General features: G+C 57.2%; 21 protein-coding genes. 12 read left to right on the forward strand and 9 right to left on the reverse strand.

Annotated features, from left to right (window positions below; translation table 11 throughout):
- Nucleotides 1-15 precede the first annotated feature (15 nt).
- Entirely contained in the window at nucleotides 16-591 is a 576-nt protein-coding gene (locus GOW98_RS15930) for a nuclear transport factor 2 family protein (protein ID WP_170333832.1), read from the reverse strand.
- A 146-nt stretch (nucleotides 592-737) separates the two neighbouring features.
- Between GOW98_RS15930 and GOW98_RS15935 the strand changes: the two genes are divergently transcribed.
- Complete coding sequence (locus GOW98_RS15935) at nucleotides 738-1331, forward strand: TetR/AcrR family transcriptional regulator (RefSeq protein ID WP_170333834.1); 594 nt, start codon at nucleotides 738-740, stop codon at nucleotides 1329-1331.
- An 84-nt stretch (nucleotides 1332-1415) separates the two neighbouring features.
- On the opposite strand, the gene GOW98_RS15940 is transcribed toward GOW98_RS15935, so the two are convergent.
- Together GOW98_RS15940 and GOW98_RS15945 are read right to left on the reverse strand one after the other, a co-directional pair.
- The gene (locus GOW98_RS15940) at nucleotides 1416-2666 is read right to left on the reverse strand and encodes an adenylate/guanylate cyclase domain-containing protein (RefSeq protein WP_170333836.1); all 1251 of its coding nucleotides are present in this window, start codon (nucleotides 2664-2666) and stop codon (nucleotides 1416-1418) included.
- A gap of 65 nt (nucleotides 2667-2731) precedes the next feature.
- Nucleotides 2732-3184: a MarR family winged helix-turn-helix transcriptional regulator gene (locus GOW98_RS15945; RefSeq protein WP_170333838.1), complete on the reverse strand. Its 453-nt coding sequence runs from the start codon at nucleotides 3182-3184 to the stop codon at nucleotides 2732-2734.
- A 57-nt stretch (nucleotides 3185-3241) separates the two neighbouring features.
- Between GOW98_RS15945 and hmgA the strand changes: the two genes are divergently transcribed.
- From hmgA to GOW98_RS15980, 7 genes are all read left to right on the forward strand, one after another.
- A complete protein-coding gene (gene hmgA / locus GOW98_RS15950) occupies nucleotides 3242-4597 on the forward strand; it encodes a homogentisate 1,2-dioxygenase (RefSeq protein ID WP_170333839.1) in 1356 nt (451 codons plus the stop codon).
- 7 nt (nucleotides 4598-4604) lie between these two features.
- Complete coding sequence (locus GOW98_RS15955) at nucleotides 4605-5228, forward strand: LysE family translocator (RefSeq protein WP_170333841.1); 624 nt, start codon at nucleotides 4605-4607, stop codon at nucleotides 5226-5228.
- Nucleotides 5229-5245: 17 nt separating this feature from the next.
- Nucleotides 5246-6502 (forward strand): fumarylacetoacetase, encoded by a 1257-nt coding sequence (gene fahA / locus GOW98_RS15960; protein ID WP_170333843.1) that lies wholly within the window; start codon nucleotides 5246-5248, stop codon nucleotides 6500-6502.
- 155 nt (nucleotides 6503-6657) lie between these two features.
- Nucleotides 6658-8268, forward strand: coding sequence for an FAD-dependent oxidoreductase (locus GOW98_RS15965; protein ID WP_170333845.1), 1611 nt, complete (start codon nucleotides 6658-6660; stop codon nucleotides 8266-8268).
- Nucleotides 8269-8273: 5 nt separating this feature from the next.
- Nucleotides 8274-8471: a DUF2783 domain-containing protein gene (locus GOW98_RS15970; RefSeq protein WP_170333847.1), complete on the forward strand. Its 198-nt coding sequence runs from the start codon at nucleotides 8274-8276 to the stop codon at nucleotides 8469-8471.
- Nucleotides 8472-8475: 4 nt separating this feature from the next.
- Nucleotides 8476-9108, forward strand: coding sequence for a maleylacetoacetate isomerase (maiA, locus tag GOW98_RS15975; protein WP_170333849.1), 633 nt, complete (start codon nucleotides 8476-8478; stop codon nucleotides 9106-9108).
- 85 nt (nucleotides 9109-9193) lie between these two features.
- Nucleotides 9194-9535, forward strand: coding sequence for a DOPA 4,5-dioxygenase family protein (locus GOW98_RS15980; RefSeq protein ID WP_170333852.1), 342 nt, complete (start codon nucleotides 9194-9196; stop codon nucleotides 9533-9535).
- Here the strand turns inward: GOW98_RS15980 and GOW98_RS15985 are convergent.
- Nucleotides 9532-11160 (reverse strand): acyl-CoA synthetase, encoded by a 1629-nt coding sequence (locus GOW98_RS15985; protein ID WP_170333854.1) that lies wholly within the window; start codon nucleotides 11158-11160, stop codon nucleotides 9532-9534. The two genes, GOW98_RS15980 and GOW98_RS15985, sit on opposite strands and share 4 nt — an antisense overlap.
- A 222-nt stretch (nucleotides 11161-11382) precedes the next feature.
- Here GOW98_RS15985 and GOW98_RS15990 point away from each other — a divergent pair, with 222 nt between their 5' ends.
- The 3 genes from GOW98_RS15990 (at nucleotide 11383) to gntH (ending at nucleotide 14937) form a co-directional block, all read left to right on the forward strand.
- The gene (locus GOW98_RS15990; RefSeq protein WP_170333856.1) at nucleotides 11383-12774 is read left to right on the forward strand and encodes an aminotransferase family protein; all 1392 of its coding nucleotides are present in this window, start codon (nucleotides 11383-11385) and stop codon (nucleotides 12772-12774) included.
- A 121-nt stretch (nucleotides 12775-12895) separates the two neighbouring features.
- Entirely contained in the window at nucleotides 12896-13357 is a 462-nt protein-coding gene (locus tag GOW98_RS15995) for a hypothetical protein (RefSeq protein WP_170333857.1), read from the forward strand.
- Between the two features lie 236 nt (nucleotides 13358-13593).
- Complete coding sequence (gntH, locus tag GOW98_RS16000; protein WP_170333858.1) at nucleotides 13594-14937, forward strand: guanitoxin biosynthesis MBL fold metallo-hydrolase GntH; 1344 nt, start codon at nucleotides 13594-13596, stop codon at nucleotides 14935-14937.
- An 87-nt stretch (nucleotides 14938-15024) separates the two neighbouring features.
- Here the strand turns inward: gntH and rplT are convergent, their stop codons facing one another.
- From rplT to pyk, 5 genes are all read right to left on the reverse strand, one after another.
- Entirely contained in the window at nucleotides 15025-15390 is a 366-nt protein-coding gene (gene rplT, locus GOW98_RS16005; RefSeq protein ID WP_008756009.1) for a 50S ribosomal protein L20, read from the reverse strand.
- A 14-nt stretch (nucleotides 15391-15404) separates the two neighbouring features.
- On the reverse strand, nucleotides 15405-15605 hold the full coding sequence (gene rpmI, locus GOW98_RS16010; RefSeq protein WP_010443552.1) for a 50S ribosomal protein L35: 201 nt from the start codon (nucleotides 15603-15605) through the stop codon (nucleotides 15405-15407).
- A gap of 182 nt (nucleotides 15606-15787) precedes the next feature.
- Entirely contained in the window at nucleotides 15788-17338 is a 1551-nt protein-coding gene (locus tag GOW98_RS16015) for an alanine/glycine:cation symporter family protein (protein WP_170333860.1), read from the reverse strand.
- Nucleotides 17339-17352: 14 nt separating this feature from the next.
- On the reverse strand, nucleotides 17353-17790 hold the full coding sequence (locus tag GOW98_RS16020; protein ID WP_170333862.1) for a universal stress protein: 438 nt from the start codon (nucleotides 17788-17790) through the stop codon (nucleotides 17353-17355).
- Nucleotides 17791-18036: 246 nt separating this feature from the next.
- Nucleotides 18037-19482, reverse strand: a complete 1446-nt coding sequence (gene pyk, locus GOW98_RS16025; RefSeq protein WP_170333864.1) for a pyruvate kinase — start codon at nucleotides 19480-19482, stop codon at nucleotides 18037-18039.
- Nucleotides 19483-19615: 133 nt separating this feature from the next.
- On the opposite strand from pyk, the gene GOW98_RS16030 reads away from it, so the two are divergent.
- Nucleotides 19616-20353 carry an N-formylglutamate amidohydrolase gene (locus GOW98_RS16030; protein WP_170333867.1) on the forward strand — a complete coding sequence of 246 codons (738 nt, stop codon included), beginning with the start codon at nucleotides 19616-19618 and terminating at the stop codon, nucleotides 20351-20353.
- Nucleotides 20354-20428: the final 75 nt, after the last annotated feature.

Below are 20428 nucleotides of genomic sequence, written 5' to 3' on the forward strand. Positions count from 1 at the left end.
CGACGGAGACCAAGTTTAATTGGCAGCTAGCGAGTCAAACTCCTGAACAAGGTATGTGACGTTGACCTTGTGCACTTTCCACCCGTCAACTGTTCTGTGCACGCCAATTTCATAATCCACCCAGCGGTAGCCGCGCAGTGTGCCGCCATCGTCAGCAAAGTCGCCGGCGGGCGTGTTCTCCAGCACGATGACACCTTTGCTAAAGACGGTCGCAGTGTCCGCATCCTCAAAGAAAACGCGATCATTAGAAGTCACGTGGTGAATGACCAGTTTCTCTGCGGTTTCATAAAATCCTTTCCAGCGTGTCAGGATTTCTTCTTCTGACTTCACCACTGGTGCGCCATTCACAGGCTCACCGATGGTGGTTTCGATATCGCCATCCAAAAGATCAGCCGTGACGTCCCATTGCTGAGTGTCAACGCTGAGCGTGAGATTGGTGGCGGTGCGCTGGATTTCGAGAACATCGACAATGTTTTCTGCCGAGATCGGGGTTCCGAGCGTTTTGTTGACCAACGCAATTTCTCCTTCTGCTAGTGCCGGTGCGACCGAATGCACAAACGCTGCGGTGCAAAGAGCTGATTTCAAACCCATGACGGTTCTCCTTTTATGTGCTGGTGCTGGCGCGTCGTTTTCAGTTGCGCCGATGGACAAATGTAAACACAGCGTTTACTTATTAGATGGGACCGTTAAATGTAAACAGTTTATTTACATTTTGCGTTGATGACGAAGGAAATGACGTGAAACTAACTGATAAAAAAAGAAAAAATATTCTTGAAGCAGCAGTGCAAGAGTTTCAGGAACACGGGTTCCGAGGGGCGAAAACGACACGGATCGCCAGCAAGGCGGGTGTTTCGAGTCGCACGCTTTACAACCACTTCGACAGCAAGGAGGCTTTGTTTCAGGAAATCTCGGAAGCGATGATCAGGAAAAAGGGTGCCATTGGCCATGTCCCCTTTGATCCGGATCGTGACCTGAAAACACAGTTCGAAGAGCTGATCACCAAATATGTTGAGAAGCTGACCGAACCGGAAACCATAGCCATTACGCGGATGGTGACCGCAGAAATGCTGATCGATCCTGAACGTTCCAAAGCCTATGCCGCAGAAGTTGCAAAGTTACAGAATCCAGTAACCGGTTTGATCTCAGAAGCAATGGAGGCTGGTGCCCTTCGCGCCGCTGATGCTCAGTATGCCTCAAGGCAATTGCACAGCCTCATAAGAGAGTTCTTCTACACGCCCGAATTCATGCTTGGGGCAAAGCAAGATACAGACGGCATTATGTCGGATTGCTTAGACATGTTCCTGTCTCATTATTCGGCGAGCCACAAATAACGGCTAGGTGGTGATTTAACATTCAACAGACCGGTCGTTTCTGCAACTTGGAGCGGCGAGCATTTAGGGCTCAAAACTCGCGATCTATACACTTGGTTGCGTGTCCGCTGCCTGATACACCGTGAACAGCTCTTTTGGTTCAGTCACGCCACGCAACATGTAGCGCCCGACTGAAACCAGATCCTGGCCGCAAGGCTGCGACGCGCGCGCGACGTTGTCCGAGATCAGGATCCGCTGCCCAAGTGATCGGTGCATTCCGGCAATCCGGGCAGTCTGGTTCACCGCGGGTCCGATTACGGTAAAGTCTAAACGTGTTTCGGATCCGATATTTCCATACAGAATCTCGCCCGCGTGCAGGGCAAGGGTGAAGCTGGCCACCGGCAGGCCATCAGCCTTACGCCGGGCATTCAGTGCCTCTATCCTTTCCTGCAACACAGGGACCGCTTTCAGCGCAGCGCGTGCGTCCTCATCAATTTCACCGACGTCGAACATCGCCATCAGCCCGTCGCCCATGAATTTTAGGATGTTGCCGCGATTATCGTGCACCACTCCAACGGCCACGGCCAAGTAGTCGTTCAACATGTCGATGATTTCGTTGCCCGGCAACTCTTCGGAAAGGCTGGTAAAACCCTCAAGGTCAAAGTTCCAGATCACCGCATCAATCTGTTGCAATGAACCGCGCCGGATTTCGCCCGACAACACCCGGCGCCCCGCATCGCGGCCCAGATATACACGCATCAGGTCCTTTGAAATCCGGGCGCTGGACGCAGATTTCAATGCCAGACCCAGATGCGGCAACGCTGTGTTTATCAGCGCCAGGTCGTGGTCCTGAAAACCCTCGGGCGCATTCGACGTCCATGACATCAGAACTCCATCAACTGCTTCTTTGCTATCCCCTGTTACGCTCTGGGTCGGCACATTAAAGCTGACCCCCGTCGCGTAATAATCGGTGGCCCCGATCTGGCGCAGGTCGTTCAGCAAGGGAAACCGGCTGACTTCGTTCTGGTCGATCAGGCGCTCACGGACTTCATCCAACTCATTGGTGAAGATGGCGTAAAGGGGGCTTCGCTTCCATTGGTCGCTGGGTTCTTCGGTATACACAAAGGTCTCGGATTCACCACCTTGCCCTTCGTACCAGCTGAACCCGGTGCCTCCATAAACAGGATGCAACGCAGACTGTGCCGCGTGAAAGCGCATCAGGGGAACACCAAGCTCCAACAGCTTGTTGCAGTAGCCGTCCAGCAATTCTTCTTTGGGCGCGCCTTCAAGGCCACGAGTCACGATCCATTCAATAAGATCAGTTGATTTCGCCGTAACGGCGTTCGGGGTCGTCATGTTGTTATTATTCCAGTGTCCGCTCTGGTTGTCATCTGGGGGCCAGAGGCCTGAAATACCAGCCGTCAATCCATATGGGCCAATTGGCGGAGCATTTTACGCAAAAGCGCGACCTCATCCACGCTGAACTGGGCAACCAGATTTGAATCATACTGCTCGGCTATGCCAATCAGTTCTCGATACACAGACTGTCCGTAAGACGTCAGCGTCAGGTTTTCCACCCGACCATCAGCCTCACTTCGGCTACGTACCAGAAATCGCCGCGTCTCGAGCCTGTGGACTGCCCGGCTGATCTTGGTTTTGTGGAGATGCGCGCGCTCACCAATCTCTTTCGCGGTCATTTCGCCGTAATTACCCAAGTGGAACAGGACCCGCCACTCGGTGCGCAACATGCCGTATCGGTCTTTGTAAACCTGCTGAAACTCTAACGAGCTTTCCTCGGCTGCGCGATTCAGCAGGTAGGGCAGGAAATTCTGCAGATTAAAGTCATCTTTTTTGGTGGAATCGTCTTGTGTCATGCTTGTTAGTTACAAAATCAACTATTATCCCTCAAGCATTAAGCGGAGGAACGCAGGATGAACCATCCGACTGATCCACATGAAATGACACAAGCCAGCACGCAGGTCGGCACTCATGCGGGCTATATGCCTGGCTTTGGTAATGACTTTGAAACCGAAGCCCTGCCGGGTGCGCTGCCGCAGGGGATGAACAGCCCGCAGCGATGCAACTATGGTCTCTATGGTGAGCAGCTCAGCGGCACTGCCTTCACAGCCAACCCGCCCGAGCGGACCTGGTGCTATCGCATACGGCCATCGGTAAAACACTCGCATCGCTACGAAAAGATCGACCTGCCCTATTGGAAGTCCGCGCCTTTTGTCGACCCGGACGTGATCAGCTTAGGCCAGTACCGTTGGGATGCGGTGCCGCATTCCGATCAGGGGCTAACCTGGCTGACCGGCATGCGCACGATGACCACGGCAGGGGATGTAAACACGCAGGTCGGCATGGCCAGCCACATCTATCTGGTCACCGAGTCGATGGTGGATGACTATTTCTACTCGGCCGATTCCGAATTGCTGGTAGTGCCACAAGAGGGCCGTCTGCGCTTTGCCACCGAGCTGGGGATCATCGACCTTGAGCCAAAGGAAATCGCCATCATACCGCGTGGATTGGTCTACCGGGTCGAGGTGCTAGAGGGCCCTGCGCGCGGATTCGTCTGTGAGAACTACGGCCAGAAATTCGAACTGCCCGGCCGTGGGCCTATCGGCGCCAACTGCATGGCCAACCCGCGCGACTTTAAGGCGCCTGTCGCGGCGTTTGAGGATCGCGAGGTGCCCTCGACCGTCACCGTCAAATGGTGCGGGCAATTCCACACGACCAAGATCAATCAAAGCCCGCTGGATGTGGTGGCGTGGCACGGCAATTACGCGCCTTACAAATACGATCTGCGCACTTACTGCCCGGTCGGCGCGATCCTGTTCGACCATCCTGATCCGTCGATTTTTACCGTGCTGACCGCGCCTTCGGGGCAACCGGGCACGGCCAATATCGACTTTGTCCTGTTCCGCGAACGCTGGATGGTGGCCGAAGATACGTTCCGCCCGCCTTGGTATCACAAGAACATCATGTCCGAGCTGATGGGCAACATATACGGCCAGTACGACGCCAAACCGCAGGGATTTGTTCCCGGTGGTATGAGCCTGCACAACATGATGTTGCCGCACGGGCCGGACCGCGAGGCATTCGAAAAAGCGTCGAATGCTAACCTCGGGCCGGACAAGCTGGACAACACCATGTCCTTCATGTTCGAAACCCGTTTCCCGCAGCATCTGACGCCATTTGCGGCCAATGAGGCCCCCTTGCAGGACGATTACATTGACTGCTGGACCTCACTTGAGAAAAAGTTCGACGGAACGCCGGGCAAAAAGTGAGGCTGTGATGAGCTTTGATATCTGGATCACCTATGTCGCCACTGTTCTGCTGTTGATGAGCACACCCGGGCCGAGCCAGTTGCTGATGTTGTCCAACTCGGCAACCAACGGGTTGAAGCGCGGGATCTTCACGGCAACCGGAGATTTGACGGCAAACCTGCTGCAAATGCTGGCGGCGGGTCTTGGTCTGGCAGCAATCATCGCCGCCTCGGGCGCAGCGCTGGCTGTGATCAAATGGCTGGGCGTGGCCTATCTGTTGTTTCTTGGGGTGAAGATGATCCTCAAAGCCGACCGGAAAGCGGCACAAGCAACCCCTCGCGCCAGCCGCAAGTCGCTTTGGATGCAGGGATTCATCACCTCTGCCGCCAATCCCAAGGCGGTGGTGTTCTTTGCCGCTCTGTTCCCGCTGTTCATCGATGGCGCGCTGCCGTTCTGGCCGCAATTCGCCATCCTCTCAGTCACCTATCTGACCATCGACGGGTTGTTCCTAACAGCCTATGGCGGCAGCGCCAGTTGGCTGGCGACGCGCCTCAAGGGCTCGGCGCGGCTGTGGCTGGATCGGGCTGGCGGCGGCTTCATGATATTGGCCGCCCTTCTGTTGGGGCTGAAATCCCTGCGCGACGCGCAATAAACTGACAAGGATCACAGATGCCATTGATGAAATCCTGGGTGACCTCGGCCAATGACGCCAACCACCCGTTTCCGCTGAACAACTTGCCTTATGGTGTCTTTTCGGTCGATGGGTCCGACCCGCATTGCGGTGTGGCAATCGGCGACATGATTCTGGACGTCACCGCAGCCGAGGCTGAAGGGGTTATCGAACTGGACGACGAACCTTTGTTCGATCTGCCCTTATGGAACCCGCTGATGGAACAAGGCCCCGCTGTCTGGGCCGCGTTGCGTGAACGTTTGACGTCTCTGCTGGCCGAAGGGTCTGAAGAGCAGGACAAGGTTGAACCCCTGTTGGTTCCGCAGGACAAAGCCGAGTTGCACATGCCATTCGCTGTCAGCGAATACACCGACTTCTATGCCGGACGTCACCATGCGCAAAACGTAGGTACAATGTTTCGCGGACCGGAAAACGCTTTGCCACCAAACTGGCTGCACATTCCGATTGGATATAATGGCCGGGCGTCTTCGGTTGTGGTGTCGGGTACCGATATCCGCCGCCCTTGGGGCCAATTGAAGTCGCCGGACCAAGAGAAACCCGCATTCCTGCCCAGCCGCCGCTTTGACATCGAGCTTGAGATGGGTGCCATCGTCGGCACGCCGTCGGACGGGCCGATCACGGTGCAGGAGGCCGACGACCATATTTTCGGTTACGTTCTGCTGAACGACTGGTCCGCGCGCGATATTCAGGCTTGGGAATACCAGCCGCTCGGCCCGTTTCAGGCCAAGGCCACCGCAACATCCATCAGCCCATGGATCGTGACCAAGGCCGCACTGGAACCGTTTCGCTGCGACACACCTTCGCGCGAGGTCGAATTGCTGGACCATCTCAAGGACTGCGGCCCGATGCTGTACGACATCGACCTGTCCGTGACGATGGCGCCTGAGGGTAAGCCAGCTTCCACGATTGCCCGGACGAATTACAAGCAAATGTACTATTCTGCCGCGCAGCAACTGGCCCACCATTCCACATCGGGCTGCCCGATGAATACAGGTGACCTGCTGGGGTCCGGCACAATTTCGGGTCCGACGAAACCGGAACGCGGCTCGCTGCTGGAACTCAGCTGGGGCGGAAAGGAACCGCTGACGCTGGACACCGGCGAGACCCGCAGCTTCATTGAAGACGGCGACACCTTGACCCTAACAGGCGTGGCAAAAGGAAAGGGCTACACAATCGGTTTCGGCGATTGCATCGGTACCGTATTGCCCGCTCATACGGCACCTTACACGCAGTAAAGGCAATTCGACGGCTAAGGAATTTCCGTCGCATTTGATCCAGATCGTTTTGCGGCGGAAATTTAGATGAAACCATTGGCTCAAGTCTTCTGCACCGCAGTGCCGAAGAACGAATTCTTGCGCGAAACCAGCGCCGGACCATCGGGGGAGAGCCCATGAACAAGATTTTCGAAGTTCCACTCTATGCCTATGAACGCAGCCCGGATCAGGATGTATCTGTACCTGTTCGACACAAAGTGATCGTGATCGGCGCCGGTCCGATAGGACTGGCCACCGCCATTGATCTGGCCCAACAAGGGGTCGAGGTTGTGGTGCTGGACGACAATGACAAGGTCAGTTTCGGCAGCCGCGCGATCTGCTTTTCCCAACGCACGCTCGATATTGCTGACCGTCTGGGCGCCGGGCGTCCGATGGTGGAAAAAGGTGTTCTGTGGAACGCGGGCAAAGTGTATTTCGATGAACGTCAGGTCTACGAATTCAACCTGCAGCCCGATACAGGCTACGCAAACCCAGCCTTCATTAACCTGCAGCAATACTATTTCGAGAACGCCCTTGTAGACCGGGTACGTGAATTGCAGGCCGAGGGGGCGCCACTGGAAATCCGCGGGCGCAATAAGGTCGAGGCCATTGGCACCCACGACACGCATGTCACGCTTGAGGTGGAAACCCCCGAAGGCCCCTATAACATTGAAGCCGATTGGCTGATCGCTTGTGACGGGGCGCATTCGCCGACGCGGCGGATGCTGGGGCTGGATTTCGAAGGCCGTGTGTTCGAAGACAACTTCTTGATCGCTGATGTGGTGATGGAGGCCGATTTCCCGACCGAGCGCTGGTTCTGGTTCGACCCCCCCTTCAATCGCGGGCAATCGGCGCTGTTGCACAAACAGCCCGACAATGTCTGGCGTATCGACCTGCAATTAGGTTGGGACATCGACAAGGAACGCGAACAACAGCCCGAAAACGTGATTCCAAGGCTCAAAGCGATGCTGGGCGAGGACGTAAAGTTCGATCTGGAATGGGTGTCGATCTACACCTTCCAATGTCGGCGCATGGAACGGTTCCGTTATGGCCGCGTGTTGTTCGCCGGAGACAGCGCCCATCAAGTCAGTCCGTTTGGGGCGCGCGGCGCAAACTCCGGAATGCAGGACGCGGACAATTTGTGCTGGAAGCTGAAGCTGGTCATCGACGGCAAAGCGCCTGAGATTCTACTGGACAGCTACAACCGCGAACGGGTTCAGGCAGCCGATGAGAATATCCGCATGTCCACACGTTCGACCGATTTCATTACACCGAAATCCGATATGTCGCGGCAGTTCCGGGATGCGGTTCTGGACCTCAGCGAGCATTTTGAGTTCGCCCGACCGCTGGTGAATTCCGGCCGTTTGAGCACGCCCTGCTCTTACGAGGGGTCCTCGCTCAGTTCGGCTGATGCCTTGAACGGGCCGGACATCACCCGCCCGGGCGCGGCCTGCCCGGACGCACCTTTGGGCGATGAATTCCTTTTGTCGAAACTGGCGGGTAAATTCACCCTGCTGACCATCGACGCCGACGCCCCCGACCGGATCGAGGAAGATGGCATCGAAGCCACCCGGCTGGCTCTGTCGGTCAAGGACGATCTGACGCTGGAACTCAAACGCCGCTATCTGGGCGACGCCACCAGCGCGGTTTACCTGATCCGCCCGGATCAGCACGTGGCCGCACGACGCGACAGTTTCGAAGAAAACGCATTCCGGCAGGCGATCCGCCGGGCCACCGGTAAGGAGTAAGCAAGATGGCCGATCTGATCCTCACCCCGAACCTAGACAATGGCGATGATTTCTATGCCGGGCTGCTAGCCGCCCATGACGGGTTGGAGAAATCCGAAAGTGATGCACTGAATGCGCGGCTTGTTCTGGTGCTGGCCAACCACATCGGAAACGCGGATGTGCTTGCGCAAGCCCTGAAATCCGCGGCGCTGAAGAACGGCTGATAGTATGGCCGAAGTGATCCTTTATGACTATGCCCAGTCATCGGCCAGCTACCGGGTGCGGATCGCGCTGAACCTGGCCGGGATCACCTATCGCACTGTGCCCGTCGATCTCAGGGACAGGGCGCAGAAATCGCAAACCCATCTGTCGCGCAACCCGCAGGGGCTGGTTCCGGTGCTCGAGATTGACGGGCTACGGCTGACGCAATCATTGGCGATCATCGATTACCTAGATCAGACCCGGGGTCTGGGTTTGCTTCCAGCCGAACCCGCGCACCGTGCCAAAGTGTCGGCTTTGGCGCAGTCCATTGCCGTGGATATCCATCCGGTTTGCAACCTGTCGGTTGCCCGGCACGCCGCTGCGCTGGGTGGCGGGACCGAAGGGACGCTGGGCGACTGGATGCACCACTTTATCCGCCCCGGCCTGCTGGCGTTCGAGGCGCTGTTGGCCGAGTTTGAACAGGCCCCCTATTGTGCGGGGTCTCAACCTAGTCTGGCCGACTTGTGCCTGATCCCGCAATTGTACAACGCGCGGCGCTGGGACGTAGACCTGTCCAACCTGCCGCGCAGTCTGGCAGTCGAGTCCGCCTGCGGCGAACACCCCGCCTTCATAGCCGCCCAACCCGAGGCCGCGACCTGATCTGACGCACAGCGCCTGTGTGCCCGCGTTGGTAGATCGGGCGACCTGCCCCGTGTATCCTGCGATACAAATGCAGGAGGCCCCAATGCCCGAGATCACCGGCTATCACGCCCATATCTATTTCGACGCCGAAACGCAGGCTGTCGCACAACAGGTTTGCGAAGAAGCCGCCCGCCGTTTTCCAGTTGAGATGGGCCGGATGCACGCCAAAAACGTTGGCCCGCACCCACGTTGGAGTTGCCAATTGGCTTTTGCCCCAGACGCGTTCGATCAGGTCATCCCCTGGCTGATGCTGAACCGGCAAGACCTGACCATCTTCACCCACCCGGAAACAGGTGATCATCTGGCCGATCACCGAGACCGTGCGGTGTGGATGGGTGAGATGCTGGAGCTTGACCTGTCGATCTTTGACAAGATGGGCGCCTAGGTCAGCGCCCGCGCCTGATCCCGCAGTTTGAACTTCTGGATTTTACCGGTCGAGGTCTTGGGCAACGCCCCGAACACCACTGTCTTGGGCGCTTTGAAATGGGCCATGTTGTCCCGGCAGAAGGCAATGATATCCGCCTCGCTGGCCTGCGCATCCGGTTTGAGTTCGACAAAGGCGCAGGGCGTCTCGCCCCATTTCTCATCCGGGCGCGCGACCACGGCGGCCTCCATCACGGCGGGGTGTTTGTAGAGGATATCTTCGACCTCGACCGATGAGATATTCTCGCCACCCGAAATGATGATGTCCTTGGACCGGTCCTTCAGAGCGATATAGCCGTCCGGGTGCATCACCCCCAGATCGCCCGAGGCAAACCAGCCGCCGCGAAAGGCCTTGTCCGAGGCCTCGGCGTTTTTCAGATAGCCTTTCATGACGACATTGCCCTGCATGAAAATCTCGCCCATCGTCTCGCCATCTGCGGGCACAGGTTCCAGTGTTTCCGGATCTGCCACCATCAACCCCGATAGCGCCGTGTAGGGAACCCCCTGCCGGACCTTGAGCGCCGCGCGCTCCTCAGCCCCTTTGCTGTTCCACTCGTCCTTCCACGCGCATACGACCGAGGGGCCGTAGGTTTCGGTTAGGCCGTAGACATGGGTCACTTCGATGCCCATGCTTTCCATGTTCTCAATCACCGCAGCAGGCGGCGGGGCACCTGCGGTCATCACCTTGATCTCATGATCGAAGTCCTTGAGGTGATCAGGGGCGTTCGCCAGCATGTTCAGAACAATTGGCGCGCCACAGAAATGGGTGACCTTTTCATCGCGGAAGGCGGCATAGATCGGCTCATCCCGCACTGCCCGCAGGCAGACCGACACCCCGGCATTGGCCGCCATCGCCCAGGGGAAACACCAGCCATTGCAGTGGAACATCGGCAAGGTCCACAGGTAGACTGAATGCTTGGGCATATCCCAGTCCAGCAGGTCCGAATGCGCGTTCAGCGTCGCGCCCCGGTGGTGATACACAACTCCTTTCGGATTGCCCGTGGTGCCCGAGGTATAGTTCAACGTGATCGCATCCCATTCGTCCTCGGGTAAGGACCACACGAAGTCCGGATCGCCCTCGGCCAGCAGCGTGTCATAGGTCAGGCTGCCCAGCTTTTCACCGCCGTCAAAGCTGGGGTCTTCGATGTCGATGACCAGAACGTCATGATCGACCTGTGTCAGAGCCTCTTTCACCACGCCCGAAAACTCAGGGTCAACCAGCAGCACCTTGGTCTCAGCATGGTTCAGGATGAAGGCGATAATCGGTGCGTCCAGTCGCGTGTTGATGGTGTTCAGCACGCCACCGGTCATGGGCACGCCAAAATGGGCCTCGTACATCTCGGGGATGTTGGCGGCGATGATCGAGACCGTGTCGCCCTTGCACACACCGCGCGCCGCCAAAGCACCTGCCAGTCGGCGACAACGGGCATAAGTTTCGGCCCAGCTATAACGGCGGTCGCCGTATACCACCGAAGGATAATCGGGGTAGATCTTTGCAGTGCGTTCGATGAAACTCAGCGGGGACAAGGGCGTGTAGTTCGCACGGTTCTTGTCCAAATGACGCTCGTAGATATTGGCCGTTGCCATCTGCTGACCCTCCCAGTTCAGTTCTCGCGCGACTTGATCACAAAGTGTCGCGCCTGACAAACCCATAAAAATACGCCGAAGCCATGGACTGGCGATACGGGATAATACAATCTGGCCCTATCTACAGATGGCCATTCGCGGTGATCTGGGCCATCTAAATTTCAAGCCGGGGCGGCAGCGTTCCCGCAACTTGCACACCCAATACTTCTGAAAGGACATGTCATGGACGGCACGTTCAATGAAAACGATCTTTCCCGCGTGGTCCAGGCAGACCGCGCCCACATCTGGCACCACCTGATCCAGCATAAGCCCTTTGAAACCAATGATCCCCGCATCATTGTCGAAGGCAAGGGAATGCGCGTCTGGGACCAGAACGGCAAAGAGCATCTGGATGCAGTTTCGGGCGGTGTGTGGACCGTCAACGTGGGTTATGGCCGCGAATCGATCTGTAAGGCCGTGTACGACCAACTGATGAAGCTGTGCTATTTCGCCAACTCCGCCGGCTCGATCCCTGGTGCGATCTTCGCCGAAAAGCTGATCGAGAAGATGCCGGGCATGAGCCGCGTTTACTACACCAACTCAGGGAGTGAGGCGAACGAGAAGGCGTTCAAAATGGTTCGCCAGATCGCCCACAAGAAGTACGGCGGCAAGAAGACCAAAATCCTGTATCGCGACCGCGACTATCACGGCTCGACGCTGGCGGCGATGTCCGCAGGCGGTCAGGATGAGCGCAACGCGCAATACGGCCCCTTCGCGCCCGACTTCGTGCGCGTGCCGCATTGCATGGAGTACCGCAAGCACGAGTTGGACGGCGCACCTGTCGAGAACTTTGGCGAATGGGCCGCAGATCAGATCGAAGAGGTCATCCTGCGTGAAGGTCCCGACACCGTTGGCGCACTGTGCCTGGAGCCGGTGACCGCGGGTGGCGGCGTGATCGAAGCACCCGAAGGCTACTGGCAGCGCGTGCAGGAGATCTGCAAGAAATACGACATCCTGTTGCATATCGACGAGGTCGTCTGCGGCGTTGGCCGTACCGGCTCTTGGTTCGGCTATCAGCAATACGGCATCAAGCCGGATTTCGTGACCATGGCCAAGGGCGTCGCCTCAGGCTATGCAGCGATTGCCTGCATGGTGACCACTGAGGAAGTCTTTGAGATGTTCAAGGACGATGCGGCTGACCCGCTGAACTATTTCCGCGACATCTCGACCTTTGGCGGCTGTACCGCCGGTCCGGCTGCAGCGATCGAGAACATGCGCATCATCGAGGACGAAAACCTGCTGGGCAACTGCTCGGCCATGGGCGATCGCATGACGGCCAACCTGCAGGCGCTGATGGAAAAGCACAAAGTGATCGGCGACGTGCGCGGCAAGGGCCTGTTCCTGGGTGCCGAACTGGTTGCAGATCGCGGCAGCAAAGATCCGGTCGAAGAAAAGCTGGCGCAGGCGGTTGTGGCCGACTGCATGGCGCAGGGCGTGATCATCGGCGTCACCAACCGCTCGGTCCCCGGTCGCAACAACACGTTGTGCTTCTCGCCCGCGCTGATCGCTACGGCGGATGATATCGACCAGATCACCGATGCGGTCGATGGCGCGCTGGGTCGCGTATTCGGCTAAAATGCTGCACAATATCTAAGAAAACCGGCGCCTAATGCGCCGGTTTTTTCGTTTTCACGCTGTGTTTGCCAAATTTCTGAACTCGGGTAGCCTGTGACCATTCTATTCAGGAGATAACATCATGGCATTCAATTTCCTCCGCAGCATGGTGACGGTTCTTGTGCTTTCTATCGCGGCCACTGCCAACGCCGAAGAGGGCAGCGGCTTCCCTCAGATCGTGGGAACATGGCACGGCACCTATCTGGTGGGGTTCGCCAAATCGAACCCGAACCACGAGAAAGGTCTGTTGAAGACCGAAATGGAGCTGGAGATCAGCAAGCTCGACGGCAACCTGATCACCGCTACAAACCGCTGGCGCCGGATCGGAGACACCGATTGGATCGTCGAAGAGGCGATGGGCACGTTCAGCCTGGACGACCCCACCCGCTTTGTCCTGGCCGAGGCGGGCATTTCAGGGGAAGATGTGTCAGCGGGCATTTTCAACGGCGTCTATCTGGATGACGTGATCATGGTCACATATGCCGGCCCAGGCACTGGCGTAGCCTTTGCAGCGCAACTTGTAAAAAAGGATGATCAGAAGTAAGTCCGTCCATTTTCAGGCTTAAAGCTTCTATAAAAGACCCCTCTGCGACAGAAACGCCTGCGCTTTTGGCTATTTAAGCAGGTGTGGAGGTTTTGACCTGCGCGCGTGGAATCCCCCGTCGGCTATTCGGAGTTCCGGGCAAAGTGTGTTACATTCAAAACTAAAGATTATCGAATGGGAGTCGATGAAAACAGGTAACGGTTTTTTCGAAAAGCTGACATTTGGGGGGAGAGAAGATGAAAAGGCTAGCCACAACCACAGCAGTCGTAACTTTGATTGGGATCGGTGTTGTTGTCGGGAAATGGATAGAGCAAAGCGATACTTCTTCTGAAACCATTCTCCAAAGCGCAATTGCCTTATTAAGTCCTGGGATGGCGGTGGCGCAGGACGCGGAGCCTGAAATCTCACCCACCGCAGTTCGCGATCGCCCGCGCGACGCTTACTATCCTAACACTGAAGACCTGGCGCCAGATGAGATGCGTGTTGTTGCATGCGGCACGGGTATGCCAACTACACGTGCGGCTCAAGCCGCTGCTTGCTTTCTTGTTGAACTTGGAAATGGAGATAAGTTCTTTTTCGACATCGGATCCGGATCGTCTGAGCGGATTTCATCTCTGCAAATACCATACAATTATCTGGACAAAGTCTTTGTCGGCCATTTGCACACCGATCATTTCGGCGCCTTGCATGAGTTGTTTATCGGTGGTGCCTTGATGGGCCGAAACAGACCGTTGCGCGTTTGGGGACCCAGTGGGTCAGTTCCCGAACTTGGTACCAAAGCGGCTACTGATAGTATGAAAGACATGTTGTTGTGGGACCTCAGTGCGCGTGTCGGTGCAACTGACCCGCGCGGCTACCAGATGGACGTCACCGAATTCGACTACAAAGGTGAAAACGAGGTCATCTATGACGAGAATGGCGTTGTCGTTAGGAGCTTTCCAGCAATCCATGGGATTGATGGAGCAGTCAGCTTCTCGTTGGAATGGAACGGGCTTAAATTTGTTTACAGCTCTGACACTTATCCGAACAAATGGTTCATTGAATATGCCAAGGACGCTGATATTGCGATCCACGAGTGCTTTATCGCGGTTCCTGATATTGTAGGAAAACTGGGGTTCACACCGGAATCTGCTCTGCAAGTTGGAACGCAAATACACACAGCGCCTGAAGCGTTCGGTAAAGTGATGTCTGAAATCAAGCCACGGATTGCGGTCGCTTATCATTTCTTCAACGATTTCGACACCGCCGGAGGTGTTGAGGAGCGCATTCGTACAACCTATGACGGCCCGCTGAGCTTGGCCGAAGACTTTATGGTCTGGAACGTCACCAAAGACGATATCCGTGTACGCATGGCCGTTACCGAAGAGCATACCTGGTCGCCTCCGCTCTCAGAACCTCCGATCCCACCAGGCGAGAATGATCGGGAAACCTTCGCCCAAAACCAAGGTATTCCCGTGGAATCAGTGGGATTTTCTGATTTTATTGAGGGCGGAAAATGGGACGTGGATGATGCTTTGCGCCCAATCTACGAACAGGCCAGTGAAATGCTTGGGCGGGACTTTCCCTATCCGGGCGATTGAACCCGAAATTGATCCGGCTCCATCTGCCGCAATGAAAAAGGCCGCCCCAACGGGACGGCCTCTCATTCACTGTCTCTTTTCAGAGAATCAGGCAGCCAGAGCGGCCTGAGCTTTGGCGACGATCGCGCCGAACGCTTCCGGTTCGTGCACGGCCAGGTCGGCCAGAACTTTGCGGTCCACTTCGATACCGGCCAGGTTCAGGCCGTTGATGAAGCGGGAATATGTCAGAGCCTCGTCATGCGAACGGACTGCAGCGTTGATACGCTGAATCCACAGCGCGCGGAAGTTGCGCTTGCGGTTCTTACGGTCGCGGGTTGCATACTGGTTGGCCTTGTCGACGGCCTGACGGGCAACCTTGAAGGTGCTCTTACGGCGGCCATAGTAACCTTTGGCGGCCTTGATGACCTTCTTGTGACGGGCGTGAGTTACGGTTCCACCTTTAACGCGGGACATCTCTTAATCTCCTCTTAGCGGTCGTAGGGCATGTAGCCCTTGACGATCTTGGCGTCGGGGGCGGACAGGGTGGTGTTGCCACGGGCGTCGCGGATGAACTTTTTGGTCCGCTTGATCATGCCGTGCCGTTTGCCGGCCTGGCCAGCAAGGACCTTACCGGTCGCAGTCACCTTAAAGCGCTTTTTGGCGCTCGACTTGGTCTTCATCTTAGGCATTTCCGTCTCCTTTCAGGGTTCGGTACTAAACGCGACTCGGCATGCCATCTCGGCCGGTCACGCGATCAGAAGCGCCGTTTACGCAAGAAAGGTCATACTGGCAAGGGGGTTTGGACCAGAATCTGCGCTTTTCGCAGGCTGGTCAGGCACCGGGGCGACATTGGCCGCCCCGGTAAAAGGATTTAGTGCTCGAATTTGCGAATTTCGCCGCTTTTCAGACGCGCTGAATAGCTGGCTAGCTCTTCCCGCACCACTTTCATCAGGAAGTAGAGCGCAAAGACGTTCACAACCGCCATCGCAAAGATTGCCGCATCCGAGAAGTCGATGACCGGGCCAAGGTTGGCCGCCGCACCGATTACCACAAAGACGCAGAAAATGATCTTGAAGACCAGTTCCTTGGTGTGGCCCTCGCCGAACAGGTAGGTCCAAGCCTTAAGGCCGTAGTAGGACCAGCTGATCATGGTCGAGAAGGCAAACAGCACCACAGCGATAGCCAGAACATAGGGGAACCAGCCAAAGGCGCTGGCAAAGGCCGCCGAAGTCAAGCTGACGCCCGAGTTGCCGTCAACAGTTGCAATGCCACTACCGTCTTCGGTCAGCATGTAGAGACCGGTTTGCGGGTCGATGATCAGCTGCTGGGTGATGATGATCACCAATGCCGTCATGGTACAGATCACAACTGTATCGATGAACGGTTCAAGCAGCGACACGAACCCTTCGGTGATCGGCTCACTGGTCCGCACGGCCGAGTGCGCAATCGCCGCAGAACCAACGCCCGCTTCGTTCGAGAACGCCGCACGACGGAAACCCTGGATCAGCGCGCCAACCATACCGCCAGCAACGCCAAGACCGGTAAAGGCACCTGCGAAGATCTGGCCAAAGGCCCAACCAATCTGGTCCGCATGCATGATGATGATGACCAGTGCGGCCAGCACATACATGACGCCCATAAAGGGCACGACCTTCTCGGTCACGCGTGCGATGGACTTCAGGCCGCCCACGATCACCGCAAACACGATACCCGCGAAGACCAGACCTGTGATCCAGCCGGGATAATCTCCGGTGATGCCCGCGATCTGCTGGTGCGCCTGGTTGGCCTGGAACATATTGCCCCCGCCCAGCGCGCCAAGAATACAGAAGATCGAGAACAGAACGGCCAGAATCTTACCGCCCGGCAATCCCAATTCGCTGAACCCTTTGGACATGTAATACATCGGACCACCGGAAACGGTGCCGTCCTCGTATTCGTTGCGGTATTTCACGCCCAGCGTACATTCGGTGAATTTCGAGGCCATGCCCAGCAGACCCGCCATGATCATCCAAAACGTGGCACCCGGCCCGCCGATACCGACGGCCACCGCCACACCGGCGATATTTCCCAGACCGACCGTGCCTGAAAGCGCTGTGGCAAGGGCCTGAAAGTGGCTGACCTCACCCGCATCGTTGGGATCGGAATAGTCACCTTTGACAAGGCTGACAGCGTGTCCGAAAAAGCGGAACTGTACAAAGGCGAAATACAGCGAAAACACCGTTGCCGCGACTACCAGCCATCCCACGATCCACGGAAAGCCTGTGCCCGGAAACGGGGCGAAGATAAAGCTGACAAAAGGTCCGGTGAAATCGGCAAAGGCCTGATTGATTTTGTCGTCCAGACCCGGTGCGTCTTGCGCGAATGCGGGGTTGGCGAACAGAGCTGCAGTTGCACCAAGGCTCAGTTTTTGAAGCGTATTCATACTCATCACTCTCCTCAGTTCACGACGGTGACCGGCACGTCGGCGTGCATGACCAGATTCTGGGTCGAGCTGCCGAACAGGCGTTTCTTGAATCCGTCCGCCGAGGCGCGCCCGACGATGATCTGGGTGCCGCCGTTTTCAACCGTGATCGCATTCAGCGTTTCGGCCACGTCGCCATGGCGGACAATGCCTTGCGCCGTGAAACCGGCCGCGTTCAACGCGTCCACAGTTGGGGTGACGACCCGGGTCGTGGCCAGTGCGACCTCTTCCTCGCGCCGTTTGTGCCGCAAAGCGTTTTCTTCAGGTGTCTGGAAAGTGAAAGGGGACCATTCGATCACGTAAACCACTAGCAATTCACACGATCCGATCCGCCCGGCCAAATCCTTGGCAAAGGCGATCGCACGTTCCCCGGTTTCAGTCCCGTCCAGTCCAATGACAATTTTCGTTGTCATGACGTTCCTCCGTTATTTTTTGATTGTACCGGGGCCCGTGCCCCCGGCTGGGCAGCCGGAACCTGGAACTTTCTGAGTAGACTGCCCACGCAAACCAGTATCCGGGAAAAACACTGAAAAACAGAGGGGAAATTGCCAGACTCAACCCAGAGTCCGGCTTTTTGTTGATAATAAATAACTTTTTATGCCTAAAAAATAGGCAAAAACCCCGTGCCGCTTGGTGGCAACGGGCTTGAAAGGCAAGTGTCAGCCCGGATCGGTGTTGTAGATCAGACGCTCATCGCAGGGAGCAATACGCAGGATATTTGTGGTTCCGGGCACGTTGAACGGCACACCTGCGGTCACAACGATCTGATCGGATTCCGAGGCAAACCCACCGGCCCGGGCCGCACGGGCGGCGTTGACCACGGCGCCCTTGAACCGCTCAAGCTCGGGCGTCATCACACAGTGGCAGCCCCAGCTCAGACACAGACGCCGCGCGGTGCCGGTGGCTGGTGTCATCGCGATGATCGGCACTCCGGGGCGTTCTCGCGCCGTCAGCAGGGCCGTGGTGCCGCTTTGGGTGAAGCAGCAGATGGCCTTGATATCGGTCTTTTCCGCGATCTCACGCGCGGCGGCCACGATCCCATCTGCAATCGTAGTGCCTTTGGCAGTGCGGGAGGCCGAAATAATCTGCGTATAGGTCGGATCAGCCTCGACCTCGATGGCGACTTTGTTCATCGTCTGAACAGCCTCGATCGGGTACGAGCCTGCTGCGGATTCCGCACTCAGCATGATGGCATCGGTGCCTTCATAAATGGCGGTCGCCACGTCCGAGACCTCGGCGCGTGTGGGCATCGGGCTTTCGATCATACTCTCCAGCATCTGAGTCGCCACGATCACCGGCTTGGCCGCACCCCGGCATTTCCGCACCAGACGTTTCTGGATCGGCGGCACGGCGGACACCGGCAGTTCGACCCCAAGATCACCCCGCGCCACCATGATCCCGTCCGAGGCATCGAGAATATCGTCAAACGCTTCAACCGCTGCGGGCTTTTCGATCTTGGACAGGATCGAGGCCCGGCCATCGGCCAGCGCGCGGGCCTCGAACACGTCCTTGGCGCGCTGAACAAAGCTCAGCGCCAGCCAGTCCACACCCAGCTGACAGACAAATTCCAGATCGTCGCGGTCTTTGGCCGACAGCGCGGCCAGCGGCAGCACGACATCCGGCACGTTCACGCCCTTACGGTTCGAGATGGTGCCGCCGACTTCGACGGTGCAGGCGGCGAAGTCCTGACCGCAATCCTGAACGATCAGGCGAATCTTGCCATCATTGACCAACAGACGCGCGCCCGGCTCCAGCGCCGCAAAAATCTCAGGATGCGGAAGGCAAACCCGGCCCGCGTCGCCGGGTGCAGGATCCAGATCCAGCCGGAAAGCCGCGCCCTCTTCCAACTCTTCTGCATCATTCGCAAAGACGCCGACGCGCAATTTCGGGCCTTGGAGGTCCGCCAGAATGGCAATCGGACTGTCCAAATCCTTTTCCACCTGCCGGATGATCCGGTGCCGCTCGCGGATCTCGTCATGGCTGCCGTGACTCATGTTTAGACGGAACACATCTGCACCTGCCTCGTGCAGTGCGCGGATCATGTCGTAGTCATTGGACGCCGGTCCCAGCGTCGCCACGATTTTTACATTTCTCAGGCGTCGCATTGATGGTGCTCTCCTAACGTCATCTCTTGGTTTCGCACAAATGTTACCGCAAACATTGCTCAAGGCCGCTTATTGCGCAATTCCCTTTTCAAAGCAACTGCCCTACACCTGCGACAAACTAGATGACAGGCTTATGACGTATTCTCCGTTTTTTATCCACGGCGCTGATCGCCCGTCGCGCTGGCTGATCACATGCGACCACGCAACCAACACGGTGCCGCCCGAAATCAACGGCGGAGACCTCGGCCTGCCGCGCGAGGATATGGAGCGTCACATCGCCTATGACGTTGGCGCGTATGAGGTGTCCAAGCATCTGGGCGAAATCCTGAATGCGCCGGTGATCGCCGCCAATTTCTCGCGCCTGGTGATTGATCCGAACCGAGGCGAGGACGATCCAACCCTGCTGATGAAGCTTTATGACGGCTCGATCATTCCCGGAAACCGCCATGCCAACGCGTCCGAACGCGAACGGCGTCTGAACATGTGTTACCGCCCCTATCACGAGTCACTCGCGCAAATGGCAGCGCTGCCTCATGCGGTGATCGTGTCGATGCATTCCTTTACCCGCCAATTGCGGGGGCGCGAACCGCGCCCATGGCATGTGGGCGTGCTGCATACACAGGATGAGCGTTTCTCACGCCCGTTGATCAACCGGCTAGAGGCAGAGGGCGACATGTGCGTTGGGGTAAACGAGCCCTATACCGGCGTTCTTCCCGGGGATGCGATCGATAAACACTGCACCAGTTTCGGACGGCCTAACGCCCTGATCGAACTGCGAAATGACCTTATTGCCGATCACGCCGGACAACGTCATTGGGCCGAACGACTAGCTCAAATTCTGCAGGACGCACTGGACGACAGCGGATTGTAACGTAGGGTCATCTGAGGCCGATTCCGGCCTTCGCGATATTGTGGGCCTTCTCGCGGAACCCCATATATCAGGGGA

Source organism: Ruegeria arenilitoris (genome assembly GCF_013032445.1).
Classification (GTDB): Bacteria; Pseudomonadota; Alphaproteobacteria; order Rhodobacterales; family Rhodobacteraceae; genus Ruegeria; species Ruegeria arenilitoris_F.

What these genes read in the sequence shown, in the direction of transcription:
- GOW98_RS15965 (WP_170333845.1), top strand. Translation starts at nt 6,658, where the DNA reads ATGAACAAGATTTTCGAAGTTCCACTCTATGCCTATGAACGCAGCCCG.
- GOW98_RS15970 (WP_170333847.1), top strand. Translation starts at nt 8,274, where the DNA reads ATGGCCGATCTGATCCTCACCCCGAACCTAGACAATGGCGATGATTTC.
- pyk (WP_170333864.1), bottom strand. Translation starts at nt 19,482, where the DNA reads ATGCGACGCCTGAGAAATGTAAAAATCGTGGCGACGCTGGGACCGGCG.
- GOW98_RS15945 (WP_170333838.1), bottom strand. Translation starts at nt 3,184, where the DNA reads ATGACACAAGACGATTCCACCAAAAAAGATGACTTTAATCTGCAGAAT.
- GOW98_RS15995 (WP_170333857.1), top strand. Translation starts at nt 12,896, where the DNA reads ATGGCATTCAATTTCCTCCGCAGCATGGTGACGGTTCTTGTGCTTTCT.
- hmgA (WP_170333839.1), top strand. Translation starts at nt 3,242, where the DNA reads ATGAACCATCCGACTGATCCACATGAAATGACACAAGCCAGCACGCAG.
- GOW98_RS15980 (WP_170333852.1), top strand. Translation starts at nt 9,194, where the DNA reads ATGCCCGAGATCACCGGCTATCACGCCCATATCTATTTCGACGCCGAA.
- fahA (WP_170333843.1), top strand. Translation starts at nt 5,246, where the DNA reads ATGCCATTGATGAAATCCTGGGTGACCTCGGCCAATGACGCCAACCAC.
- maiA (WP_170333849.1), top strand. Translation starts at nt 8,476, where the DNA reads ATGGCCGAAGTGATCCTTTATGACTATGCCCAGTCATCGGCCAGCTAC.
- GOW98_RS15930 (WP_170333832.1), bottom strand. Translation starts at nt 591, where the DNA reads ATGGGTTTGAAATCAGCTCTTTGCACCGCAGCGTTTGTGCATTCGGTC.
- GOW98_RS15985 (WP_170333854.1), bottom strand. Translation starts at nt 11,160, where the DNA reads ATGGCAACGGCCAATATCTACGAGCGTCATTTGGACAAGAACCGTGCG.
- GOW98_RS16030 (WP_170333867.1), top strand. Translation starts at nt 19,616, where the DNA reads ATGACGTATTCTCCGTTTTTTATCCACGGCGCTGATCGCCCGTCGCGC.
- gntH (WP_170333858.1), top strand. Translation starts at nt 13,594, where the DNA reads ATGAAAAGGCTAGCCACAACCACAGCAGTCGTAACTTTGATTGGGATC.
- rplT (WP_008756009.1), bottom strand. Translation starts at nt 15,390, where the DNA reads ATGTCCCGCGTTAAAGGTGGAACCGTAACTCACGCCCGTCACAAGAAG.
- GOW98_RS15940 (WP_170333836.1), bottom strand. Translation starts at nt 2,666, where the DNA reads ATGACGACCCCGAACGCCGTTACGGCGAAATCAACTGATCTTATTGAA.
- GOW98_RS16020 (WP_170333862.1), bottom strand. Translation starts at nt 17,790, where the DNA reads ATGACAACGAAAATTGTCATTGGACTGGACGGGACTGAAACCGGGGAA.
- GOW98_RS15955 (WP_170333841.1), top strand. Translation starts at nt 4,605, where the DNA reads ATGAGCTTTGATATCTGGATCACCTATGTCGCCACTGTTCTGCTGTTG.
- rpmI (WP_010443552.1), bottom strand. Translation starts at nt 15,605, where the DNA reads ATGCCTAAGATGAAGACCAAGTCGAGCGCCAAAAAGCGCTTTAAGGTG.
- GOW98_RS16015 (WP_170333860.1), bottom strand. Translation starts at nt 17,338, where the DNA reads ATGAATACGCTTCAAAAACTGAGCCTTGGTGCAACTGCAGCTCTGTTC.
- GOW98_RS15990 (WP_170333856.1), top strand. Translation starts at nt 11,383, where the DNA reads ATGGACGGCACGTTCAATGAAAACGATCTTTCCCGCGTGGTCCAGGCA.